Below are 17,848 nucleotides of genomic sequence, written 5' to 3'. Positions count from 1 at the left end.
ATGGAGTGTGCCATGCAAACCTTGTATCCGGAGATCAAACCCTACGCCCGACATGAGCTGGCGGTCGAAGCGCCGCATGTGCTTTATGTCGACGAAAGTGGGTCGCCGGAGGGCCTGCCTGTGGTCTTCGTCCACGGTGGGCCAGGCGGTGGTTGTGATGCGCTGAGTCGTCGTTTCTTTGACCCCAACCTTTACCGCATCATTACCTTCGATCAGCGTGGTTGCGGTCGCTCGACCCCGCACGCCAGCCTGGAAAATAACACCACAGCGCACCTGATCGCCGACATGGAGCGCATCCGCGAATTCCTGGGTGTTGATAAGTGGGTGCTGTTCGGCGGCTCTTGGGGCTCAACCCTTTCACTTGCTTACGCCCAGGCTTTTCCAGAACACGTGCATGCGCTGATCCTGCGGGGCATCTTTCTCTGCCGGCCGAAGGACTTCGAGTGGTTCTATCAGGATGGTGCCAGCCGACTGTTCCCGGACTATTGGCAGGATTTCATTGCGCCGATTCCTCCGGAGGAGCGCGGTGACCTGATGCAGGCGTACCACAAGCGTCTGACTGGGACCGACCAGATCGCCCAGATGCATGCGGCCAAAGCCTGGTCATGCTGGGAGGGGCGTACCGCCACCTTGCGGCCAAACACCCAGGTTGTCGACCGCTTCTCCGATACACATCGTGCACTCGCAATGGCACGTATCGAATGTCATTACTTCGTCAACCAGGCTTTTCTGGAGCCCGATCAGCTCTTGCGCGACATGCACAAGATCGCGCACCTGCCAGGCATCATTGTGCATGGCCGCTACGACGTCATCTGCCCGCTGGATAATGCCTGGGCGCTCCACGAGGCGTGGAGCAACAGCGAGCTGCAGATCATCCGTGAAGCAGGGCACTCGGCTTCCGAGTCGGGCATCTGCGATGCGCTGGTCCGTGCTGCTGCCGATATAGCGCAACGGCTGCTCGACCTTCCCCCTGAGGAAGCCTGATGAAGGCATTGATCCAGCGCGTGCGACAGGCGCGGGTCGAGGTGGCAGACGAGGTGGTCGGCTCGATTGATGAGGGGCTGCTGGTGTTGGTCGGTGTAGAGCGAGAAGATGATCGGGCGCGTGCCGATAAGCTCTTGCACAAACTACTGCGATACCGGGTGTTCAGCGATGAAGATGGCAAGATGAACCGCTCGCTGTCAGACGTCTGTGGTGGTTTATTGCTGGTGTCTCAATTTACCTTGGCGGCAGACACAGGCAGTGGTCTGAGGCCGAGCTTCTCAACCGCAGCCCCTCCGGCACTTGGCGAAGAACTCTACGATTATCTTGTCGTTCAGGCGCGCCTGCAGCACGCGAAAGTCGCCTGCGGCCGCTTCGGTGCCGATATGCAGGTGTATCTGCAAAACGATGGGCCGGTGACCTTCCTGCTGGGGGCCTGAGGTAGCGACGCCAGGGGCGGTCAGCGGCTTGAGGCTTCGAGTCCGTTGTCGTGCAGCCAGGTGATGGCGTACTCGCGTAGCTGAACGGTCTGGTAGTCCAGCCAGGCTTGGCGAACATCCGGGAAGTCTTCCAGCTTGAAATCGAAGGTTCGCAGCGGCTTGCGCCCTTGCAGAGCATGAGCGAGAACGGTATGGGCGTTGGGGTCGTGTTGGGTGAACAGGAACGCCTCACGCATCGCAATAGACTGGGGCAGCCCGAGTGGCTCGATATGCAGGTAGCGATCCTCCTGCACGTCATATTTTTCGTCGGCCCCCGGGACGGTTTCTCCTGGGAAAACCGCCTGAATCTGGCCGGACTCCAAGTCCAGGTAATGCTCACTGGCATCACGGTTTTCCAGCGCGTACTCCAAACGGTGAAGATCTATAGTCAAAGGTCGCATGGCTACAACTATGATTGAGGGGTTCACAGGTTCTGACCTGTGTGCACCGCTTGCGTGCGCTACGTTCATCGGTACTGCGTCGCATCTCGGCTAGCGACTCTTCAGAACAGGCGCGCCAGCAAGGCGCTGACAGCGGTCTCAACGCGCAGAATGCGATCACCAAGCTGCACGGGCTGCAGCCCTGCTTCGGTCAGCTTCTCAATTTCATAGGGTATCCAGCCGCCTTCGGGACCGATGGCGAGTGTCACCGGTTCGCTCAGTGCGCGCGGGCAGGGAGGGTATTCACCTGGGTGACCCACCAGGCCCAGAGTGCCGGCGACCAGCTGTGGCAGACGGTCCTCGACGAAAGGTTTGAAGCGCTTCTCGATGATGACCTCAGGCAACAGGGTATCGCGGGCTTGCTCCAAACCCAGCAGCAGCTGTTCGCGGATGGCCTGGGGCTCAAGAAACGGTGTCTGCCAAAAGCTTTTTTCCACGCGATAGCTGTTGAGCAGTACAAGCCGGGGCACGCCCATGCTGGCGACTGTCTGTAGCACGCGGCGCAGCATCTTTGGTCGAGGCAAGGCCAACACCAGCGTTACGGGCAACTTGGCGGGTGGTGCCTGCTGCAGCTGGACCTCAAGTTCCGCTTCCTGGGCATCCAGACGTAGCAGCTGCCCCTGGCCCATCTGCCCGCCTAACAGCCCGACCCGCAGGGATTCGCCCGCCTCCGCGCGGTGAACTTCCTGGAGGTGCTTCAGGCGCCGGTCACGCAGGATTACCCGATCGGCGGCGACGAAGTCGGCCGCCTCTAGCAGCAACAGGTTCACGGACGTGAAGCGGGCGGCTGGTCGCCGGGGTGAGGCTCGCTAGTATCGGCGTCGCCGCGAAATTCCTCTTCGCGCTTCTTCACCATGCTGCCGCAGATCAGCCCGGCCTCGAACAGTATCCACATAGGTATGGCGAGCAGTGCCTGTGAGAACACGTCAGGCGGCGTCAGCACCATGCCGACGACAAAGCAGCCGACCACTACGTAGGGGCGGCTCTTGCGCAAGGTCGCGACATCGACGATTCCTACCCAGATCAGCAGAAAGGTCGCCACCGGAATCTCGAAGGCGACACCAAATGCGAAGAACAACGTCAGGACGAAATCCAGGTACTGACCAATGTCGGTCATCATCGCCACACCTTCAGGTGTCACGCTGGCAAAGAAGCCGAACATGATGGGGAACACCACGAAGTAGGCGAAGGCCATGCCGCCGTAGAACAGGAAGATGCTGGAGATCAGCAAGGGCACCGCTACGCGTTTTTCATGCTTGTACAGACCGGGGGCAATGAAGCTCCAGATCTGATGCAGGATGACCGGCATCGACAGGAACAGAGCGACCATCATGGTCAGCTTGAACGGCGTCAGGAACGGCGAGGCCACGCCAGTGGCGATCATCGTTGCGCCTTCCGGCAGGTAGGCGCGCAGAGGCGCGGCCACCAACGCATAAATCTGCTGCGAGAAGTAGAACAACCCGCCAAACAGCAACAGGATGGCCACCACACAGCGCAGCAGGCGCTTGCGCAATTCTGTCAGGTGGGCAACCAGCGGCATTTCCTGGTCATCAGTGGAAGTATTGCTCATGGCTCAGGCAATTTGTCCGGGCGAGGTACGGGCGCCGTATCGGCGGGTTTGGCTTCAGCGAGCGCTGCGTCTTCGAGATGGCTGGCATCCGGTGGCGGTGTGGCTGATTGCGGGGACGGCGTGCTGTTGGTGCTGGGCGAACTGGGCATGATGCTTTGCTTCATTTCGCGCTCGAGGTCGAGGATGCGTTCGTTATGCAGCTGGCGACGAATCTCGTCGGCGCCAATCTCGCGCTCGACCTCCGACTTGATGTTGGCAAAGCTACGCTTGGCCCGGCCGATCCACAGGCCAGCGGTACGCACGGCACCGGGAAGCCGCTCCGGGCCAAGTACGAATAGCGCAACCAGGCCGATCAGCAGCAGTTCGGTGAAACCGATATCGAACATAGCGCCTCAGTTCTTCTTCGTCGGTTCTTCGACCTTGCGGGCCTCGGCATCGATGGTGTGGTTTTGTTTCTCATCAACACCGGGTTTTTCCTCATCGGTGCCCATGGACTTGCGGAACCCCTTGATCGCATCGCCTAGATCCGAGCCCATGCCCTTGAGGCGCTTGGTGCCAAAAAGCATGACCACGATGAGCAGAACGATCAGGAGTTGCCAGACGCTGATTCCACCAAAACCCATGCTGCAGTACTCCGAAAGTTGTTTTCAGGATTGCGGGCGAGCGGCTTTTTCCGCGTGCCCAGAGAGACCGAACCGCCGGTCGAGTTCGTCCAGAACCGCCTGTGGGTGCTGATCCAGCGCAGCCAGCATCACCAGGCTGTGAAACCAGAGGTCGGCGGTTTCGTAGATCAGGTCGCTGGCGTCACCGCTGGCTGCAGCGTCCTTTGCCGCCAGTATGGTTTCCACCGACTCTTCGCCGACCTTTTCGAGAATCTTGTTGAGTCCCTTATGGTAGAGGCTGGCCACATAGGAGCTGTCTGCCGCGGCGCCTTTGCGGGCTTCCAGCACCTCAGCCAGACGGGAAAAGGTATCACTCATGTGTGGGCTCCGCGTATATCGCCTGCGGGTCTTTGAGGACCGGTTCGACGGTTTTCCAATCGCCTTTCGCGAAGACGCGGTAGAAGCAGCTCTCGCGCCCGGTATGACAGGCGATGCCGCCGACCTGCTCTACCATCAGCACGATGACATCGGCGTCGCAGTCCAGACGCAGCTCGTGAAGCTTCTGCACATGACCGGATTCCTCGCCCTTGCGCCACAGCTTGCCACGCGAACGTGACCAATAGATGGCGCGGTTCTCCACGGCCGTCAGCTCCAGCGCTTCGCGGTTCATCCAGGCCATCATCAGGATGCGACCGGTCTGATGGTCCTGGGCAATCGCCGGTACCAGCCCATCTTCGTTCCAGTTGATTTGGTCCAGCCAGTTCATCGGATTCTCCCCTCTGTACGCGCAGTGTGCCAGCCTGCCCGACCGCTGGCTATCGGCGCACCACGATGTAGATGCCGGCCGCCAGCATCAACCAGGCAGGCCAGGTCGCCAGCACGGAAAGGCTTTCAGCGGCTGCGGCCAGCGTGGCGCCCCCGGCTAGCAGTGCAGCGCCAACCAGACGCAGTGGCCAGTGGTGATGGTGCTCGCGCCAGGGCGGCGGCAGGTTATTCGCATGGGGCCCCGACATGCGCTCGAGCAGCTCGCGGGTCATGCCGGCCAGGTGCGGCAGCTGTTCGATCTGCACCTGGGCGTTCTTCAGCAACTGCTTGGGGCTCATCCGTTCGCGCATCCAGCGCTCAAGGTATGGCTGGCCCGTGGTCCACAGATCCAGCTCAGGATAGAGCTCGCGACCCAGCCCTTCGATGTTCAGCAGCGTCTTCTGTAGCAGCACCAGCTGAGGCTGGACCTCCATGTTGAAGCGGCGGGCGACCTGGAACAGGCGCACCAGCAACTGGCCGAAGGAAATGTCCTTCAAGGGTTTTTCGAAGATCGGCTCGCAGACCGTACGGATCGCCGCCTCGAATTCGTTGACCTTGGTCTCCGCCGGGACCCAGCCCGAATCGATGTGCAGCTGCGCCACCTTGCGGTAGTCGCGACGGAAAAACGCCATCAGGTTGCGCGCCAGGTAGTCCTGATCTTCTGGAGTAAGGCTGCCGACGATGCCGAAGTCCACCGCGATGTACTGTGGGTTCCATGGCTGATGCGTGCTGACGAAGATGTTGCCGGGGTGCATGTCGGCATGGAAGAAGCTGTCGCGAAAGACTTGGGTGAAGAAGATCTCCACCCCGCGCTCGGCCAGCTGTTTCATGTCGGTGCGCTGCTCGGCCAGGCGCTTCATGTCGGTCACCGGCACGCCGTAGATGCGCTCCATTACCAGAACCTGCGGGCGGCAGTAATCCCAATAAACCTGCGGGACGTAGAGCAGAGGCGAACCCTGGAAGTTGCGCTTGAGCTGGCTGGCGTTGGCCGCCTCGCGCAACAGATCGAGTTCGTCGTAGATGGTCTTGGCGTAGTCGTCGACCACTTCAACCAGGTGCAGGCGGCGCGCCTCGTTCGATGCACGTTCGGCGGTTTTCGCCAGCAGGAACAGCCAGGCAATGTCCTGGCTGATGATTGGGCGAAGGTTCGGCCGCACCACTTTTACCACCACCTCTTCGCCGCTGCGCAGTTTGGCCGCATGCACTTGGGCGACGGAGGCGGACGCCAATGGCTTGCTGTCGAACCGGGCGAACACCTCGCCCACCGAAGCGCCCAGCTCCCGTTCGATGAGCGCTGTGGCGACTGCCGAGTCGAACGGCGGTACCCGATCCTGAAGCATGGCCAGCTCTTCGGCGATGTCGAGCGGCAGGAGATCGCGTCGGGTCGAAAGAATCTGGCCGAACTTGATGAAAATTGGCCCCAGACCCTCCAGTGCCAGGCGCAGGCGAGCGCCTCGAGAGAGCTCGGTGCGCCGGCGTGGCAGCCAGCGCCATGGCAGCAGGTAACTGGTCGCACGCAGCCACCACGGCATCGGCAGGTCAAGAATGATGTCGTCCAGGCGGTAGCGGATCACCACCAGCAGGATGCGAAACAGGCGGCGAGCCGCGGCGAACAGCTTCATTCGGATCGGTCTGGTTTCTGGAAGTGGGTGAGCCGCTCGATGCGGGCGTCGAGACGGTCGAGGTCGAGCTTGAGGCGGTCGAGTTCAGCGAAGCGCGTTTCAGCTTCGTCTGTGCCGACCAGCGCGCGTGATTCTTCGCTGAGGTATTCAGCCAGGTTCTGCTGCAGGCTGTCAGCGCTTCGTCGCAACCATTCGGATTGACGCCGAACGCTGGAGCCGAGCAGATGCGCACCGACCGGACCCAGCCAGCGCGACACCTCGTACTCCCAGTCCAGCTCGAGATCCTGCAGCACTTCGGCGAGGCTCATCAGTACACCGCTGTCGCCGTCAATTTCGACATCCGGACCATGCAGGATCGCTGTCTTTTTGCGGCTTGTGGCCAGGCGCAGCAGATCCGTGGCGGAAGCGCGCAGGCGGCAATCCGGTTCGCTGCCCCATTGCGTTGCCAACCGCAGCCCATCGGCATCGGCCAGGACGAAGACCTTCCACGCCGGTGCCGTGCAGTCGATTTCTATGATCTGACCGCTGAGCTTGGCCAGCCGCGGCAAGGCGGTCGGGTCCAGGCGCAACACGCCATTGAGGCCGCGCTCAGTGCCGGCCAGCAGGGCAGCGCGCAACATCAGGGCTTGATGCCGCGGTGCAGAGCGACGATGCCGCCGGTCATGTTGTGGTAAGTGACGCGCTCGAATCCGGCGTCGGCCATCATGCCTTTAAGGGTTTCCTGATCCGGATGCATGCGGATCGACTCGGCCAGGTAGCGATAGCTCTCGGAGTCGTTGGTAATCAGCTTGCCCATCATCGGCAGAAGGCTGAACGAGTAGGCGTCGTAGGCTTTGGAAAACAGCTGGTTGGTCGGTTTGGAAAACTCCAGAACCAGCAGGCGACCGCCGGGCTTCAGCACGCGCAGCATGGAGGCGATGGCGTCTTCCTTGTGCGTCACGTTGCGCAGGCCGAAGGCAATGGTGACCACATCGAAATGGTTGTCCGGGAACGGCAGCTTCTCGGCATCGGCCTGGACGAACTTGACGTTGTCGGCCACGCCCTTGTCCAGCAGACGGTCACGGCCGACCTTGAGCATCGAGGCGTTGATATCGGCAAGCACCACTTCGCCAGTCGGGCCGACGATGCGCGAGAACTGGCGTGCCAGGTCACCAGTGCCGCCGGCGATATCTAGCACGCGATTGCCGTGGCGGACACCGGACAGCTCAATGGTAAAGCGCTTCCAGAGGCGATGCACGCCGCCGGACATCAGGTCGTTCATCAGGTCGTATTTGGCGGCTACAGAATGGAATACCTCGGCCACCTTTTGCGCTTTTTCGCTCTCCGGTACGTTCTTGTAGCCGAAGTGGGTGGTGGCTTCTGCGTCACGCTCTTTGCGGGGATCGGTCATGTCACTGTCACCGGAAGAATGTGCTCGCATTCTAAACCTAAAAGCATCGTCGAGCGCCAAGCCGCGAGCGGCAAGTCAGCGCAGCCTATGGCTGACCGGAGGCAGGCTGGCAGCTGGGCAGCTGCTATAGTGCGCGCCTTTTTTAGTAGCAGTCAGGAGTCGCCATGGCCCGCATCATCGTCGAGCGCAACCACAGCCTTGGCCGGGACGCCGCCCGTGTAAAGGCCGAGCAGCTGGCGGCGAAGCTGGAACGCGATTTCGGCGTGCGCTGCGAGTGGCAAGGTGACGTACTGGAAGTGCGCCGCAGCGGCGCGGACGGCCGCATCGAGGTCGAGGAAGACCGTGTGCGCGTGTTGCTCAACCTCGGCCTGCTGATGTCGGCCATGGGCGCCAGTGTTCAGGCGCAGATCGAGCGTGCGCTGGACAAGGCGCTGCAGGCCTGAGGTAGCGTAGATACCGTCTTCCCCATTACCGAGCAAGGGCCAGTTGAGGGTCGAAACGCTGGCCCGATTTAAGTACCCCATAGGCGATGTGCAGCAGCTTGCGCATCGCTGCACAGACGATTTGTTTTCCGGANAACACCATCACATACCCAATTAGGGGAAGCGACTAAACACCGACTCCCCAACCGAATTGCTTGACGACCATAGAGCGTTGGAACCACCTGATCCCATCCCGAACTCAGTAGTGAAACGACGCATCGCCGATGGTAGTGTGGGGCTTCCCCATGTGAGAGTAGGTCATCGTCAAGCTTCTACACCAAACCCCCGATCTTCGTAAGAGGATCGGGGGTTTGTCTTTGAGCGTAAAAAATATGAGGTCATTTTTGCTTGAACATGGTCCCATTAAGGCCCGCGGCCAGCTAGAAGGCGCACGCTTTGGGTTGAGCTAGTTAAAGCGGCTGCGCGTTACAGTTATGTTGAGCGGCGTTGGTTGCGCTGTAGCTAACTCAGCGCTTCCGTTCCTAGGTGCTCTAACTGTCGGAGCGCACCGCCTCAATAATGTCGCCGAGAAGCTGATTCAGAGCGTAGCGGTGCCCTGAGGCGCCACTGGAAGGTCGGGTATCAGAGGTCATTACGACGGACATATCGAGCCCCGGAACCACGTAAAGCATCTGCCCGCCGAAGCCCCAACCATAACGGATATCTTCGCCGCCCAACTCGGTAATGAACCAACCATAACCATAGCCATGACCGGTGTACCGCGAGCGGGTGCGGGGCGTCCAGGATGCTTCGATCCAGTCCTGTGACAGCAGCCTATCCCCAGATGCTGTTATGCCTCCGCGTCGATATAGCTCAGCAAAGACCAACAGCGAGTGAGGGGTCATCGCCATTTCGTTACCGCCCAGGTAGATGCCTTGCGGATCTCGTGTCCAGGCGCTGATTTCAAAGCCGTCGAGTGGTGCCAGCCACTCGCGCGCAAGCTGTAGAGTGGCTTTTCCGGTACTGCGGGTGAGAATTGCTGACAGCAGGTGGCTTGATCCGGTGGAATAAATCATTGCCTCGCCAGGCTCAGCCTCAAACGGTCGCGCCAGTGCCGCGCGTACCCAGTTCGGACTCGCCACCCATAACCCATAATTAGGCCCTGAGGTGAGCCGAGGCCGGCCTGCATTGATAGGAGATTGCCTACAGTGACCTGCAGCAGTCGAGCGTCCGGCTTCGCTGGGAAATCGCCTCCGATCAGATCAGCGATCGGCTGGTCAGTGCCTGAAAGAACAGCCTTATCAATGGCTATCCCAACCAAGGCTGAGAGTATCGTCTTGGACGCCGACTTTATATTAGTCGGAGAGTTCGTTCGATGACCGCGGTAACCCCGCTCGGCCAGCACCTCGCCATGACGAGCCACTATCAACGTCTCAAGTTGCTCCAGCCGTTCAGCATTATCGACGATTGCTTCAAGCTTCTCGTCTGCGACGGACGTTGGAGCAATGCAGAGCAGGCATAGGATGCATAGAGCACGATACGTCGCCTGCCGGCTCTGCTTCGGGGCGAAAGGGAAGTAATGCATGCAAATTGGACCGCGAACCGGCTATGCCGTGCGGAGCACCGCTGAGCTGTTCAGGCCATGCCGGATGACCGGCTGGGCTCGAGGCCTCCCCAGCTACTGACGTACCCATGTCTGGGTGCGGCCCAACGCTTCGATGCCGATGTAACCGCGCATCTCAAGCTTGTCTCCACCTTCAAGCAGGGTGACCTTGGCGCGATAGGTCTTGCCTTTTGCTGGGTCGAGGATAGTGCCGCCGCTCCAGACGCCCTCGCCATCCGGCTGCAGGCCCCATAGGATAGTCATTCCTGCGATTGGCTTGTCTTTGCGCTCACCTTCGCACGCCGTACATAAGGGGTTCGGGCCCTGCTCGGAGCGCAGAATCTCCGCCACTTCACCGTTAAGCGAACCATCAGCCGCCTGCTGTATTTGGACGACGGACTTGGGCTTGCCGGTTTCATCATCAATGGTCTGCCAACGTCCGACTGGCGATTCGGCGGCAAAGCAAAACGACGCAACGGTCATCGGCAATGTCAGGAAGGCGGCGGTAAACAATGCGCGCATGGTTTCTCCTACGGATGGTTGAGGGCTGCGACTCTAACATCACATGGGACCGGTATTGGCCACCCAAGTTTGCGTCGTTACCGCCAAGATCTAGGACTTTCGGCAATAAACCTGCTTGATGGCGAGCAAGCGTGCCAGCGATACGCCGCTCACTTTGCTGTACCTCACTTCCGGTGTTTGTCGATCCCTAACGGCCAGCGCCACGACCGCTGCGAAGTGGTGGAGAGGCTTGTGCGAGCTGCGATCCTGCACGTCATGGCGTTCGAATTCATCGAGCCTGGTGAGTTGGTAGCCCGTGAATGGCGCTTTATAGAGCTTCAGGGCGAACGGCAGCTGGCTGAGGAGCGATTGGAGGTTCGCAGACCGCGCCTAGCGAAGAGGCGCGTCAGCTTGCAGTGCAAAATTGATCGCTTCGGCTGCCGTGAGCGTAGCGTTCTCGCCATGGCCGGCGCCTGGGTGGATGGTCAGGGTGCGCTTCAGACCGTGGCCCTCCAGTGATGCCCAGCGCTCGAACAATCCCTGGACGTTGCTGCGCATCCGTCGGGCAACAAGGCGTTGCTCACGCTCGGATGTAGCAACTTTACCCAGTAACGGTTCTGGTTCCTCAGCCTCTCCGACAGTCATCCACAGACGCTTTGATTGTAGGTTCGACTCGGAGAGCGGAGGGCCGCTCTGTTCTAGCAGCTGACGATCGTTCCACCAGATCGAGGGACTGGCCGCCAGGTAATTCTGGAAAGCGTCAGGCTCGTTCATCAGAGTATACAGCGTGAATAGTCCGCCGTGAGAGTGCCCAAACAGCGTCTGCCGATGAGGATCAATCGGGTATCGGGCTTCGATTAGAGGTTTCAGTTCGGTTTGCACGAAAGCCAGAAACTGGTCGGCTCCACCGTAGTGCGCATCGTCCCTTTCATGATTCGCCGCTAGGGCTGGGGGAGTGTAGTCTCTGGCTCGTCTGTCGACGTCATACAGCGCGTCGACAGGATAGCCTATACCCACCACTACCACCGACGCGCGTGTTGCGGGATCCGGGCGGCTTTCACGAGCATTGGCTTGAACTGCCAGCATTGGAAACAACGCATTGCCATCAAGCACGTAGAGCACCGGATAGCCACCCGGTGGCGCCGGCTGCTGAGGCTGGGAAATGAAGATCCTGTAATCGTCGCCGGTGTTGTGCGAATGTATGTCGCGTTGTTCAGCTTGCGGTAGCACCACTGGCTTCCACCCGCCCGCCTCGGCGGCTCGAGCCGATGCACAGCCGAGTCCCAGGCTGGCAATCAGCAGCGCCATCAAGACATTCATGCTGGCCACTCGGCAGGCGCATCCGGCTGGGGGCCATCCTGCCATTCGACCTGCAACGCCTCGTCACCGGAAAAACGGTTGAGGTGATCGGCTATCACAAAACGAAGGCGTTTTTCTGCCTCCCCAGCCGCTGCCTGGCAATCGATCAAGAGTTGATCAGGTCCGGCAAACATGCGGCACTCACCAAAGACGAACACGACCTCTGCTTGTTGATCTTCGAGTCGGACTTCGCCTTTGTGGGCAAAGTGCTTGAACAGGCGGGTCATGTTGCGTGATGCGCGTGGTGTTGCGACGCGGGCATGAAACTTGGGCATGAATGTCTCCGTTAAGCGCCGCCGACACCTAAGCCGGCGGCGAGTGGATCAGAACTCGTACCGCGCTCCGATGGTGAAATTGCGTGACGGACCCTGAAAATTGAAGGTCGAGGTGCTGCCAACGCGCGAAACGTAGTCGCGATCGAGCAGGTTGTTTACATCGAAAGTCGCAGTGAGCTGCTCGGTGACCGGGTACGACAGCTTGGCGTCGACCACGGCATACCCCGGTGCGCTAACGGTTATCCCTTGGCGTTCGTAGGAAAAGTCGCTCATGGCGCTGATACCTGCGCCCAGCCCTAATCCACGTAGCGGTCCGCCCGCCAGGGTGTACTTGCTCCACAAAGAAGCCTGGTGTGTGGGCATGAGTACGAACAGAACGTTCTCGTCACCTGCAAGGTTTTCAGTCTCCATGTAGGTGTAGCCCGCAATCAGCTCCCACTGAGGCGTCAGGTAACCGCTGACCTCAAATTCACCACCGCGGATACGCGCCTTGCCAGCCGCTGCGTAATCGGCAGTTCCGGACAATCCGTCGGCATCGGTAGCGCGGTTCTCGTCGGTCAGTTGAAAGGCGGTGACACGGGCGTTCAGATCCCCGCCGTAATAGCTGCCCTTGATGCCGACTTCATATTGCTCGCCTTCGCGCGGGTCGATGAGCTGACCGTTAGCGTCGGTCTCGGATTGAGGCTTGAAGACCTGTGAGTAGCTGACGTACAGCGAATGCCGTTCGTCGAGGTCGAACACCAAGCCACCGTAAGGCGTGACGTGGCCGTTCTCATGCTGCTCATCCGAGGCAACGACGCCTGTTTTGAGATTCGTTGAGGTGGCGTCTCCTTCATACCAGCTGACGCGAGCTCCACCGATGAGTGCCAGCCTTTCGATCGGCCGGAACGTCAGCTTGGCGTAGAGACCTGCTTCCTGATCGTCGCTACTGAGGCGTGTTGAATAGCTCAGGTTCGGTTTGGCAAAGCGCCTGGGCTGATAGCCAAAGATATCGACCGTGCCGAGGACGGCACTACCGTTGCGGTAGTCGCTGTCGTAGCGTTTGAAATCGCTGCCGACCACGAATTCGCTGACCTGGCCCAGCAGCTCGAACGGCTGGCTGTAGCTGGCATCGACGGCCAGTGCGTCCTGCTGAAAGTCACGCCCGGCGGCGACCATTCGCGTGTTGCCGTTGGCCGCCACAGCGCTGCCGGTATAGGCGTACAGATAGTCTGTGTCACGCGTGGAGCCCCGCACGGCCAGTCGGCCATAGCCGCCAGTATCGAAGCGGTGAGTCAGCTCGGCGATTGCATCGGTGGTGCGACCGTTGAAGTCGTTCCAGTCGACGCCCAAGTAGGTCGAGTGACTCCAGTCGAGCAAATTTCCGGCCGAATCGGTGGGGTAGCCATTGTGGGGAGCGATGTCCTTGGTCTGGTGAATCAGTCCCAGCGAAAGCGAGGTTGTGTCGTTCAGGTCGATGTCCAGCGCGCCGTAGAAGCTTTCACTCGTGTTCTCGTTGTAATCCACCTCGCCATTGCTGTCGGCGCGAGAGACAACTGTGCGTCCGCGTATGTGGCCTGCTTCATCGAGCGGACCGGAGAGGTCGGCTTCCAGATAGTTCTGGTCCCAACTGCCGTAGCGGCCAGTCAGGCTGCCCTGGAACTCGCTCGTTGGGCGCTTGCGTACCATATTGACGACGCCGCCCATTTCGCTGGTACTGCTGAACAGGCCCGAAGGGCCGCGCATGATCTCTACCCGGTCGAACGGCGAAAGCGATGGAACCGTGCCGTGGATGCTGGCCATGGGTGCAGGGAGACCGTCGATATTGAACTCGTCGTACTCATAGCCGCGGGCATAGATCGACGAACGACCGCTGTCGTTGGTCAGGGTACGTAGGCCCGCGGTGTACTTGGCCAGGTCGTCAAGGTTCACGAACTGGCGATCCCTGATGTAATCGTCTGTGTAAACGGTGATCGACTGCGGGATATCGCGCAGCTCGGCAGGTGTTTTTGTGCCAACCGTTGCTGCTTGCACCGTGTAGCCGCCGGTCTGCTCCGACGACGGCATGTCGTACAGGCGGTTGCCCTCGACCGTGATGCTTTCCAATTCGACCGGCTCGTTCTGCACGGAAACGCTTTGTGCCAGCGCGCTTAGCGGAAAAGGCGCAAGCAAGCCGGCCAGCAGCAGGCGCCGCGAACGTTGTCCGAGGCTGAGGGTGCGAGGGGTTCTGTCCATGGGTCGGCTCCTGCCGCAGGGCAATGCGCAAATGGCAAAGATTCGCGGCGCTTAATGATAACGATTTGCATCAAAAGATGTCGGCGCGTAGTCTGCCATGCGTCCGGTTTGCGAACCTTTGCGCAACCGAGTATTTGCTTTGCAATTGCGTGCGAGAGGCAGTGCTGCATGAACCAACCCGATCACATCATCCGTGGCGACGAGCTGCCGGCGACTAGCCGGACTGGTCTGCACTTGCCAGACGGCGGCGATGACCGCCTGTTCTATGGCCGGGTGAAATGGGCACAGCTGCGTGACGGTCTTTCCCTGCACTGGTCCGATTGCGAGGAACTGCAGGACTTCGTTACCGAAAACACCGTGGATCCGCGAGTGTCCTTTGTGCTCTTTCTTCAGGGGCAGAGTCAGGTCAGCTATGACGACCTTTCGTTGACGCTCGGTCATCCCTCAAGCCGGCATGCGCCTGAGGGCGTCGCAGTATCGATGAACGAGCCGGTTCAGTTCCGCCGTCAGGCTCGCCGCGGTAGTCATATTCGGAAGTTGGTGGTGAGCCTGACGCCCGACTGGTTCGAAGGGCGTGGCGAAGGCGTGGGTGCGACAGACGGAGCAATTCGACGCTTCATGGGCAGTCACCTGACGCCTCGTGTCTGGAAACCCTCGTCGCGCCTGCTGACATTGGCTGACCAGATGCTCAATCCACCGGGCTACGACGCCTTACTGGCCAGCCTGTATCTGGAAAGCCGGGCGCTGGACATTGCCTGCGAAGCGCTTGCCAGCCTTGGCGAGGCGACGACCGTGGTAGAACACGGTTTGCGGCCCCAGGAATACCGCCGGCTGCAGCGCCTCGTTGATCTGCTTGATAGCGGCGAAGCCGACAGTTGGAGCCTTGATCACATCGCACGCGAAACGGGCGTCAACGCGACGACGTTGCAGCGCCAGTTCCGCTCGCTCAAGGGCATGACGGTATTCGAATACCAGCGCGGGCGGCGTCTGAATAGCGCACGCGAGGCACTGGAGCGAGAAGGCGCAACTGTCACTGAAGCGGCTTGGCGCGCCGGTTACAACAGCCCAGCCAACTTTGCTACTGCTTTCAAGCGGCAGTTCGGCATCAGTCCGCGGCAGGTGCGTTCACGGGTGTGAGGGCTGAGCGGAGCTGCTACTTCGTTGCGACGACGGATGAGCCTGGATGCCGACCATCGTGACGTTGGTACGGCATACATTGCGTTAAGCAAAGGCGACCGGCCGAGCAGTCCGTAAAGTTGTGTAGAAGCGCCTCGGGGCGCTCTTTCCAGATCGTTCGAACGATCACACCTCCCGCCCGTCGCCGGGCTTGAAGTAGAAGCGTCCCAGCGTTCAAGTCAGCCCCGCTTGTGCCGACTAAAGAGTGCTCAGATGCCGTTTGAATGATGCCATCATGATGGCCCTCTCCTGTTGCTCGCCGGACGTTAGTCGTCCGGGAGGTCGCCCGATGCTTCGAACCTCGCTCCGCCGCCTGACACTAGCCTTGTGGATAGTCGCATCGCTATTCGGCGTCCAGGCCGCCTGTGCACACGGTGTCACGGTCGTCACGGAGGAACTGCCACCCTACAACATGACAGTTGACGGCAAGCTCACCGGCATGGCCACCGAGGTGGTGCAGGCTGTTCTGGATGAAGTGGGAGAGGCTGTGCGCATCCAATCGATGCCGTGGGCACGCGCGTACGACATCGCGCTGAACTCGGAGAATGTTCTTATCTACTCCATTGCCCGCACACCGCAGCGCGAGGGTCTGTTCAAGTGGGTAGGTGTTATCGCGCCCACGCGCTGGTTCCTGTTCTCGCTGCCTGGCACTGAGTTCAACCTCAAGAGTCTCGACGACGCCCGCCAGTACCAGATCGCCACCGTGAAAGAGGATGTCGGTGAGCAGTACCTGATCGATAAGGGGTTCGTCATCGGCCGCAACCTGCAGTCGAGCAACAAATACGAGCACAACTACGAAAAGCTCAAGGCTGGGCGTGTGAACCTGTGGATTTCCAACGAGCTGAACGCTCATTATCTGGTCCGTCAGGCCAGTGGCAGCCCTGGCGATACTGCGGTCCCTCAACTGAATCTGGACGACCTCGGCGGCGCGAACGGCTTGTGCATGGCCTTCAGTCGCAACACGCCGGATGAGGTGGTCGAGCGCTTTCGCCAGGCGCTCTCGCGGGTCCGTGCCGATGGCCGCTATGACACTATCGCCGCACGCTGGTTGGAATGAACGTCAATACACCGGCCTCCGTCACCTCAGCGAGCGCGCAGCGGCCCAGCAGCTCGCTTGGGCGTCGTCTGGTACTGGCGACGCTCGGCTTCTGTCTGTTGTTTACCGCCGCGACCGTGGGTTTGCGGACCTGGCTGGCCTGGGAGGATGGCCGCTCGGCAATGAATGCCGAGTTGGTGCTGATCGACCAGGTATTTCAGAGCAATCTGGCCAAAGCCATCTGGGAAATGGACAGCGATGCACTGGAAACGCAGCTGGACAGCGTGGCCATGGCTGAGCCGGTTGGCCGCGTCGAACTGCGGATCTTCCGCGCCGGTCGCGCACCGGAAGTCATCCAACGCCAACGCCCGCAGCAGCAGCCTCAGCACCGCGCGCCGGTGCTGCAGCGTCGTCTGACCTACGAAGCCTACGCCGGGGCCCTCGAGACGGTGGGCGAGCTCAGGCTCGAAGGCGACGAAGGGCTGCTCTGGAAACGGCTCGTTGACGACGTGACCAAGATCATCATCACCCAGGTCATCCAGTCGCTCCTGCTGGCCGGTTTGATCATGTGGATGTTCAACAGCACGGTCACGCTGCACGTGCGTCGGATCGCCCAGCACCTCACCCGCCTGACTCCGGAAAATCTCGACCAGACCCTGCGCCTCGATCGGTCGGTAAAACGCCAGGATGAGCTGAGCCTGCTGGAGTCGGGCATCAACAGTGTCCAGCTAAAACTGTCGGCTTACCTCGAGCGGCAACATCAGGACGAGCTGGCACTGGCCGCGCACCGCGACCGCCTCGCCGAGCTGGTCGAGGAACGTACTGCCGAATTGCGGGCTGCCAATGTGCTGCTGGAAGAGCTTTCACGTAGTGACCCGCTGACCGGCTTGGCCAATCGCCGGCATTTCGACGAAATCAAGGAAGTCGAATTCCGCCGCGCGATGCGTCTCGGCCAGCCTCTAACCGTGCTGATGTGCGACGTGGATTTTTTCAAGCGTTACAACGACCACTACGGCCATGCGCAGGGCGACCAATGCTTGCAGTGGGTAGCCGATACGCTCAGGTACGTGTTTGCCCGTGCCGGCGAGGTGGTCGCGCGGCTCGGCGGCGAGGAATTCGTCGTACTGCTGCCCGGTGTGGATGCCGAGTCCGCGCATCGTTCGGCGATAAGGCTGCAGCAGCGGCTGGCCGAGCGGGCGTTGCCACATGAGGCCTCGGCCGTTTCGCCCCATGTCACGCTGAGTGTTGGCCTCGCCGGCTTCGACGCGGACAGCATGGACCAATTCGAACAACTGCTGCGCCGCGCCGACGAGGCTCTCTATCGAGCCAAGACGCAGGGCCGCAACCGTATTTCCGACTGATGATCGCGAGGAC

Annotated in this window: 23 protein-coding genes, 1 rRNA gene and 1 pseudogene; 9 read left to right on the top strand and 16 right to left on the bottom strand. The window is 60.5% G+C overall.

The genetic code is table 11. The annotated features are described in order from the left end of the window. Positions 1–12 precede the first annotated feature (12 nt). The gene (gene pip / locus ALTERO38_RS18785) at positions 13–984 is read left to right on the top strand and encodes a prolyl aminopeptidase (protein WP_159969311.1); all 972 of its coding nucleotides are present in this window, start codon (positions 13–15) and stop codon (positions 982–984) included. Continuing rightward, a complete protein-coding gene (gene dtd, locus ALTERO38_RS18780; RefSeq protein WP_159969310.1) occupies positions 984–1,421 on the top strand; it encodes a D-aminoacyl-tRNA deacylase in 438 nt (145 codons plus the stop codon). Before pip ends, dtd begins: the two co-directional genes overlap by 1 nt. A gap of 20 nt (positions 1,422–1,441) precedes the next feature. Here the strand turns inward: dtd and ALTERO38_RS18775 are convergent, their stop codons facing one another. The 10 genes from ALTERO38_RS18775 to ubiE all read right to left on the bottom strand — a co-directional run bounded on the left by ALTERO38_RS18775 (position 1,442) and on the right by ubiE (position 7,888). After that, positions 1,442–1,861: a UPF0158 family protein gene (locus ALTERO38_RS18775; protein WP_159969309.1), complete on the bottom strand. Its 420-nt coding sequence runs from the start codon at positions 1,859–1,861 to the stop codon at positions 1,442–1,444. A gap of 101 nt (positions 1,862–1,962) precedes the next feature. After that, complete coding sequence (locus ALTERO38_RS18770; RefSeq protein ID WP_159969308.1) at positions 1,963–2,670, bottom strand: 16S rRNA (uracil(1498)-N(3))-methyltransferase; 708 nt, start codon at positions 2,668–2,670, stop codon at positions 1,963–1,965. Then, positions 2,667–3,470, bottom strand: a complete 804-nt coding sequence (gene tatC / locus ALTERO38_RS18765; protein WP_159969307.1) for a twin-arginine translocase subunit TatC — start codon at positions 3,468–3,470, stop codon at positions 2,667–2,669. The genes ALTERO38_RS18770 and tatC overlap by 4 nt, the downstream gene beginning before the upstream one ends. Beyond that, entirely contained in the window at positions 3,467–3,856 is a 390-nt protein-coding gene (tatB, locus tag ALTERO38_RS18760) for a Sec-independent protein translocase protein TatB (RefSeq protein ID WP_159969306.1), read from the bottom strand. Before tatB ends, tatC begins: the two co-directional genes overlap by 4 nt. Before the next feature lie 6 nt (positions 3,857–3,862). Beyond that, positions 3,863–4,093, bottom strand: a complete 231-nt coding sequence (tatA, locus tag ALTERO38_RS18755) for a twin-arginine translocase TatA/TatE family subunit (RefSeq protein WP_102837074.1) — start codon at positions 4,091–4,093, stop codon at positions 3,863–3,865. A gap of 24 nt (positions 4,094–4,117) precedes the next feature. Further along, positions 4,118–4,450, bottom strand: a complete 333-nt coding sequence (locus tag ALTERO38_RS18750; protein WP_019340500.1) for a phosphoribosyl-ATP diphosphatase — start codon at positions 4,448–4,450, stop codon at positions 4,118–4,120. Further along, complete coding sequence (gene hisI, locus ALTERO38_RS18745; protein ID WP_159969305.1) at positions 4,443–4,838, bottom strand: phosphoribosyl-AMP cyclohydrolase; 396 nt, start codon at positions 4,836–4,838, stop codon at positions 4,443–4,445. Before hisI ends, ALTERO38_RS18750 begins: the two co-directional genes overlap by 8 nt. Before the next feature lie 49 nt (positions 4,839–4,887). After that, a complete protein-coding gene (gene ubiB / locus ALTERO38_RS18740) occupies positions 4,888–6,498 on the bottom strand; it encodes a ubiquinone biosynthesis regulatory protein kinase UbiB (RefSeq protein ID WP_159969304.1) in 1,611 nt (536 codons plus the stop codon). Further along, a complete protein-coding gene (locus ALTERO38_RS18735; RefSeq protein ID WP_159969303.1) occupies positions 6,495–7,118 on the bottom strand; it encodes an SCP2 domain-containing protein in 624 nt (207 codons plus the stop codon). Before ALTERO38_RS18735 ends, ubiB begins: the two co-directional genes overlap by 4 nt. Next, entirely contained in the window at positions 7,118–7,888 is a 771-nt protein-coding gene (gene ubiE / locus ALTERO38_RS18730; RefSeq protein WP_045422518.1) for a bifunctional demethylmenaquinone methyltransferase/2-methoxy-6-polyprenyl-1,4-benzoquinol methylase UbiE, read from the bottom strand. Before ubiE ends, ALTERO38_RS18735 begins: the two co-directional genes overlap by 1 nt. Positions 7,889–8,052: 164 nt before the next feature. Between ubiE and ALTERO38_RS18725 the strand changes: the two genes are divergently transcribed. Beyond that, the gene (locus tag ALTERO38_RS18725) at positions 8,053–8,331 is read left to right on the top strand and encodes a polyhydroxyalkanoic acid system family protein (RefSeq protein ID WP_102837069.1); all 279 of its coding nucleotides are present in this window, start codon (positions 8,053–8,055) and stop codon (positions 8,329–8,331) included. Between the two features lie 193 nt (positions 8,332–8,524). Continuing rightward, positions 8,525–8,640 (top strand): 5S ribosomal RNA (rrf, locus tag ALTERO38_RS18720). Positions 8,641–8,861: 221 nt separating this feature from the next. Here the strand turns inward: rrf and ALTERO38_RS21605 are convergent. Both ALTERO38_RS21605 and ALTERO38_RS21600 read right to left on the bottom strand, forming a co-directional pair. After that, the gene (locus ALTERO38_RS21605) at positions 8,862–9,386 is read right to left on the bottom strand and encodes a serine hydrolase (protein WP_256663919.1); all 525 of its coding nucleotides are present in this window, start codon (positions 9,384–9,386) and stop codon (positions 8,862–8,864) included. After that, the gene (locus ALTERO38_RS21600; protein ID WP_256663952.1) at positions 9,383–9,715 is read right to left on the bottom strand and encodes a serine hydrolase; all 333 of its coding nucleotides are present in this window, start codon (positions 9,713–9,715) and stop codon (positions 9,383–9,385) included. Before ALTERO38_RS21600 ends, ALTERO38_RS21605 begins: the two co-directional genes overlap by 4 nt. On the opposite strand from ALTERO38_RS21600, the gene ALTERO38_RS21595 reads away from it, so the two are divergent. Continuing rightward, positions 9,686–9,832, top strand: coding sequence for a hypothetical protein (locus ALTERO38_RS21595; protein ID WP_256663956.1), 147 nt, complete (start codon positions 9,686–9,688; stop codon positions 9,830–9,832). The genes ALTERO38_RS21600 and ALTERO38_RS21595 overlap by 30 nt on opposite strands. Positions 9,833–9,988: 156 nt before the next feature. Here the strand turns inward: ALTERO38_RS21595 and ALTERO38_RS18710 are convergent, their stop codons facing one another. Then, positions 9,989–10,435, bottom strand: coding sequence for a DUF2147 domain-containing protein (locus tag ALTERO38_RS18710; protein ID WP_159969302.1), 447 nt, complete (start codon positions 10,433–10,435; stop codon positions 9,989–9,991). Between the two features lie 216 nt (positions 10,436–10,651). Here ALTERO38_RS18710 and ALTERO38_RS21880 point away from each other — a divergent pair. Then, positions 10,652–10,732 (top strand): annotated as a pseudogene (locus ALTERO38_RS21880) (hypothetical protein); the annotation flags it as partial. Between the two features lie 72 nt (positions 10,733–10,804). Here the strand turns inward: ALTERO38_RS21880 and ALTERO38_RS18705 are convergent. The 3 genes from ALTERO38_RS18705 to ALTERO38_RS18695 are packed head-to-tail and all read right to left on the bottom strand — an operon-like array spanning position 10,805 to position 14,262. After that, positions 10,805–11,734, bottom strand: coding sequence for an alpha/beta hydrolase (locus tag ALTERO38_RS18705; RefSeq protein ID WP_159969300.1), 930 nt, complete (start codon positions 11,732–11,734; stop codon positions 10,805–10,807). After that, entirely contained in the window at positions 11,731–12,048 is a 318-nt protein-coding gene (locus ALTERO38_RS18700) for a DUF2218 domain-containing protein (protein ID WP_159969299.1), read from the bottom strand. The genes ALTERO38_RS18705 and ALTERO38_RS18700 overlap by 4 nt, the downstream gene beginning before the upstream one ends. Positions 12,049–12,096: 48 nt before the next feature. Further along, the gene (locus ALTERO38_RS18695; RefSeq protein ID WP_159969298.1) at positions 12,097–14,262 is read right to left on the bottom strand and encodes a TonB-dependent siderophore receptor; all 2,166 of its coding nucleotides are present in this window, start codon (positions 14,260–14,262) and stop codon (positions 12,097–12,099) included. Between the two features lie 168 nt (positions 14,263–14,430). Here ALTERO38_RS18695 and ALTERO38_RS18690 point away from each other — a divergent pair, with 168 nt between their 5' ends. From ALTERO38_RS18690 to ALTERO38_RS18680, 3 genes are all read left to right on the top strand, one after another. Further along, entirely contained in the window at positions 14,431–15,399 is a 969-nt protein-coding gene (locus ALTERO38_RS18690) for an AraC family transcriptional regulator (protein WP_159969297.1), read from the top strand. 328 nt (positions 15,400–15,727) lie between these two features. Then, positions 15,728–16,495, top strand: a complete 768-nt coding sequence (locus ALTERO38_RS18685) for an ABC transporter substrate-binding protein (protein WP_159969296.1) — start codon at positions 15,728–15,730, stop codon at positions 16,493–16,495. Then, a complete protein-coding gene (locus ALTERO38_RS18680; RefSeq protein WP_159969295.1) occupies positions 16,492–17,835 on the top strand; it encodes a diguanylate cyclase in 1,344 nt (447 codons plus the stop codon). Before ALTERO38_RS18685 ends, ALTERO38_RS18680 begins: the two co-directional genes overlap by 4 nt. The last annotated feature ends 13 nt before the right edge of the window (positions 17,836–17,848 follow it).

Source organism: Pseudomonas sp. 9Ag, from assembly GCF_902506445.1.
In the GTDB taxonomy this organism is placed as follows: domain Bacteria; phylum Pseudomonadota; class Gammaproteobacteria; order Pseudomonadales; family Pseudomonadaceae; genus Stutzerimonas; species Stutzerimonas stutzeri_AB.
The sequence above is the reverse complement of the archived record's forward strand: the minus strand, read 5'-3'. Positions and strand labels throughout refer to the sequence as shown.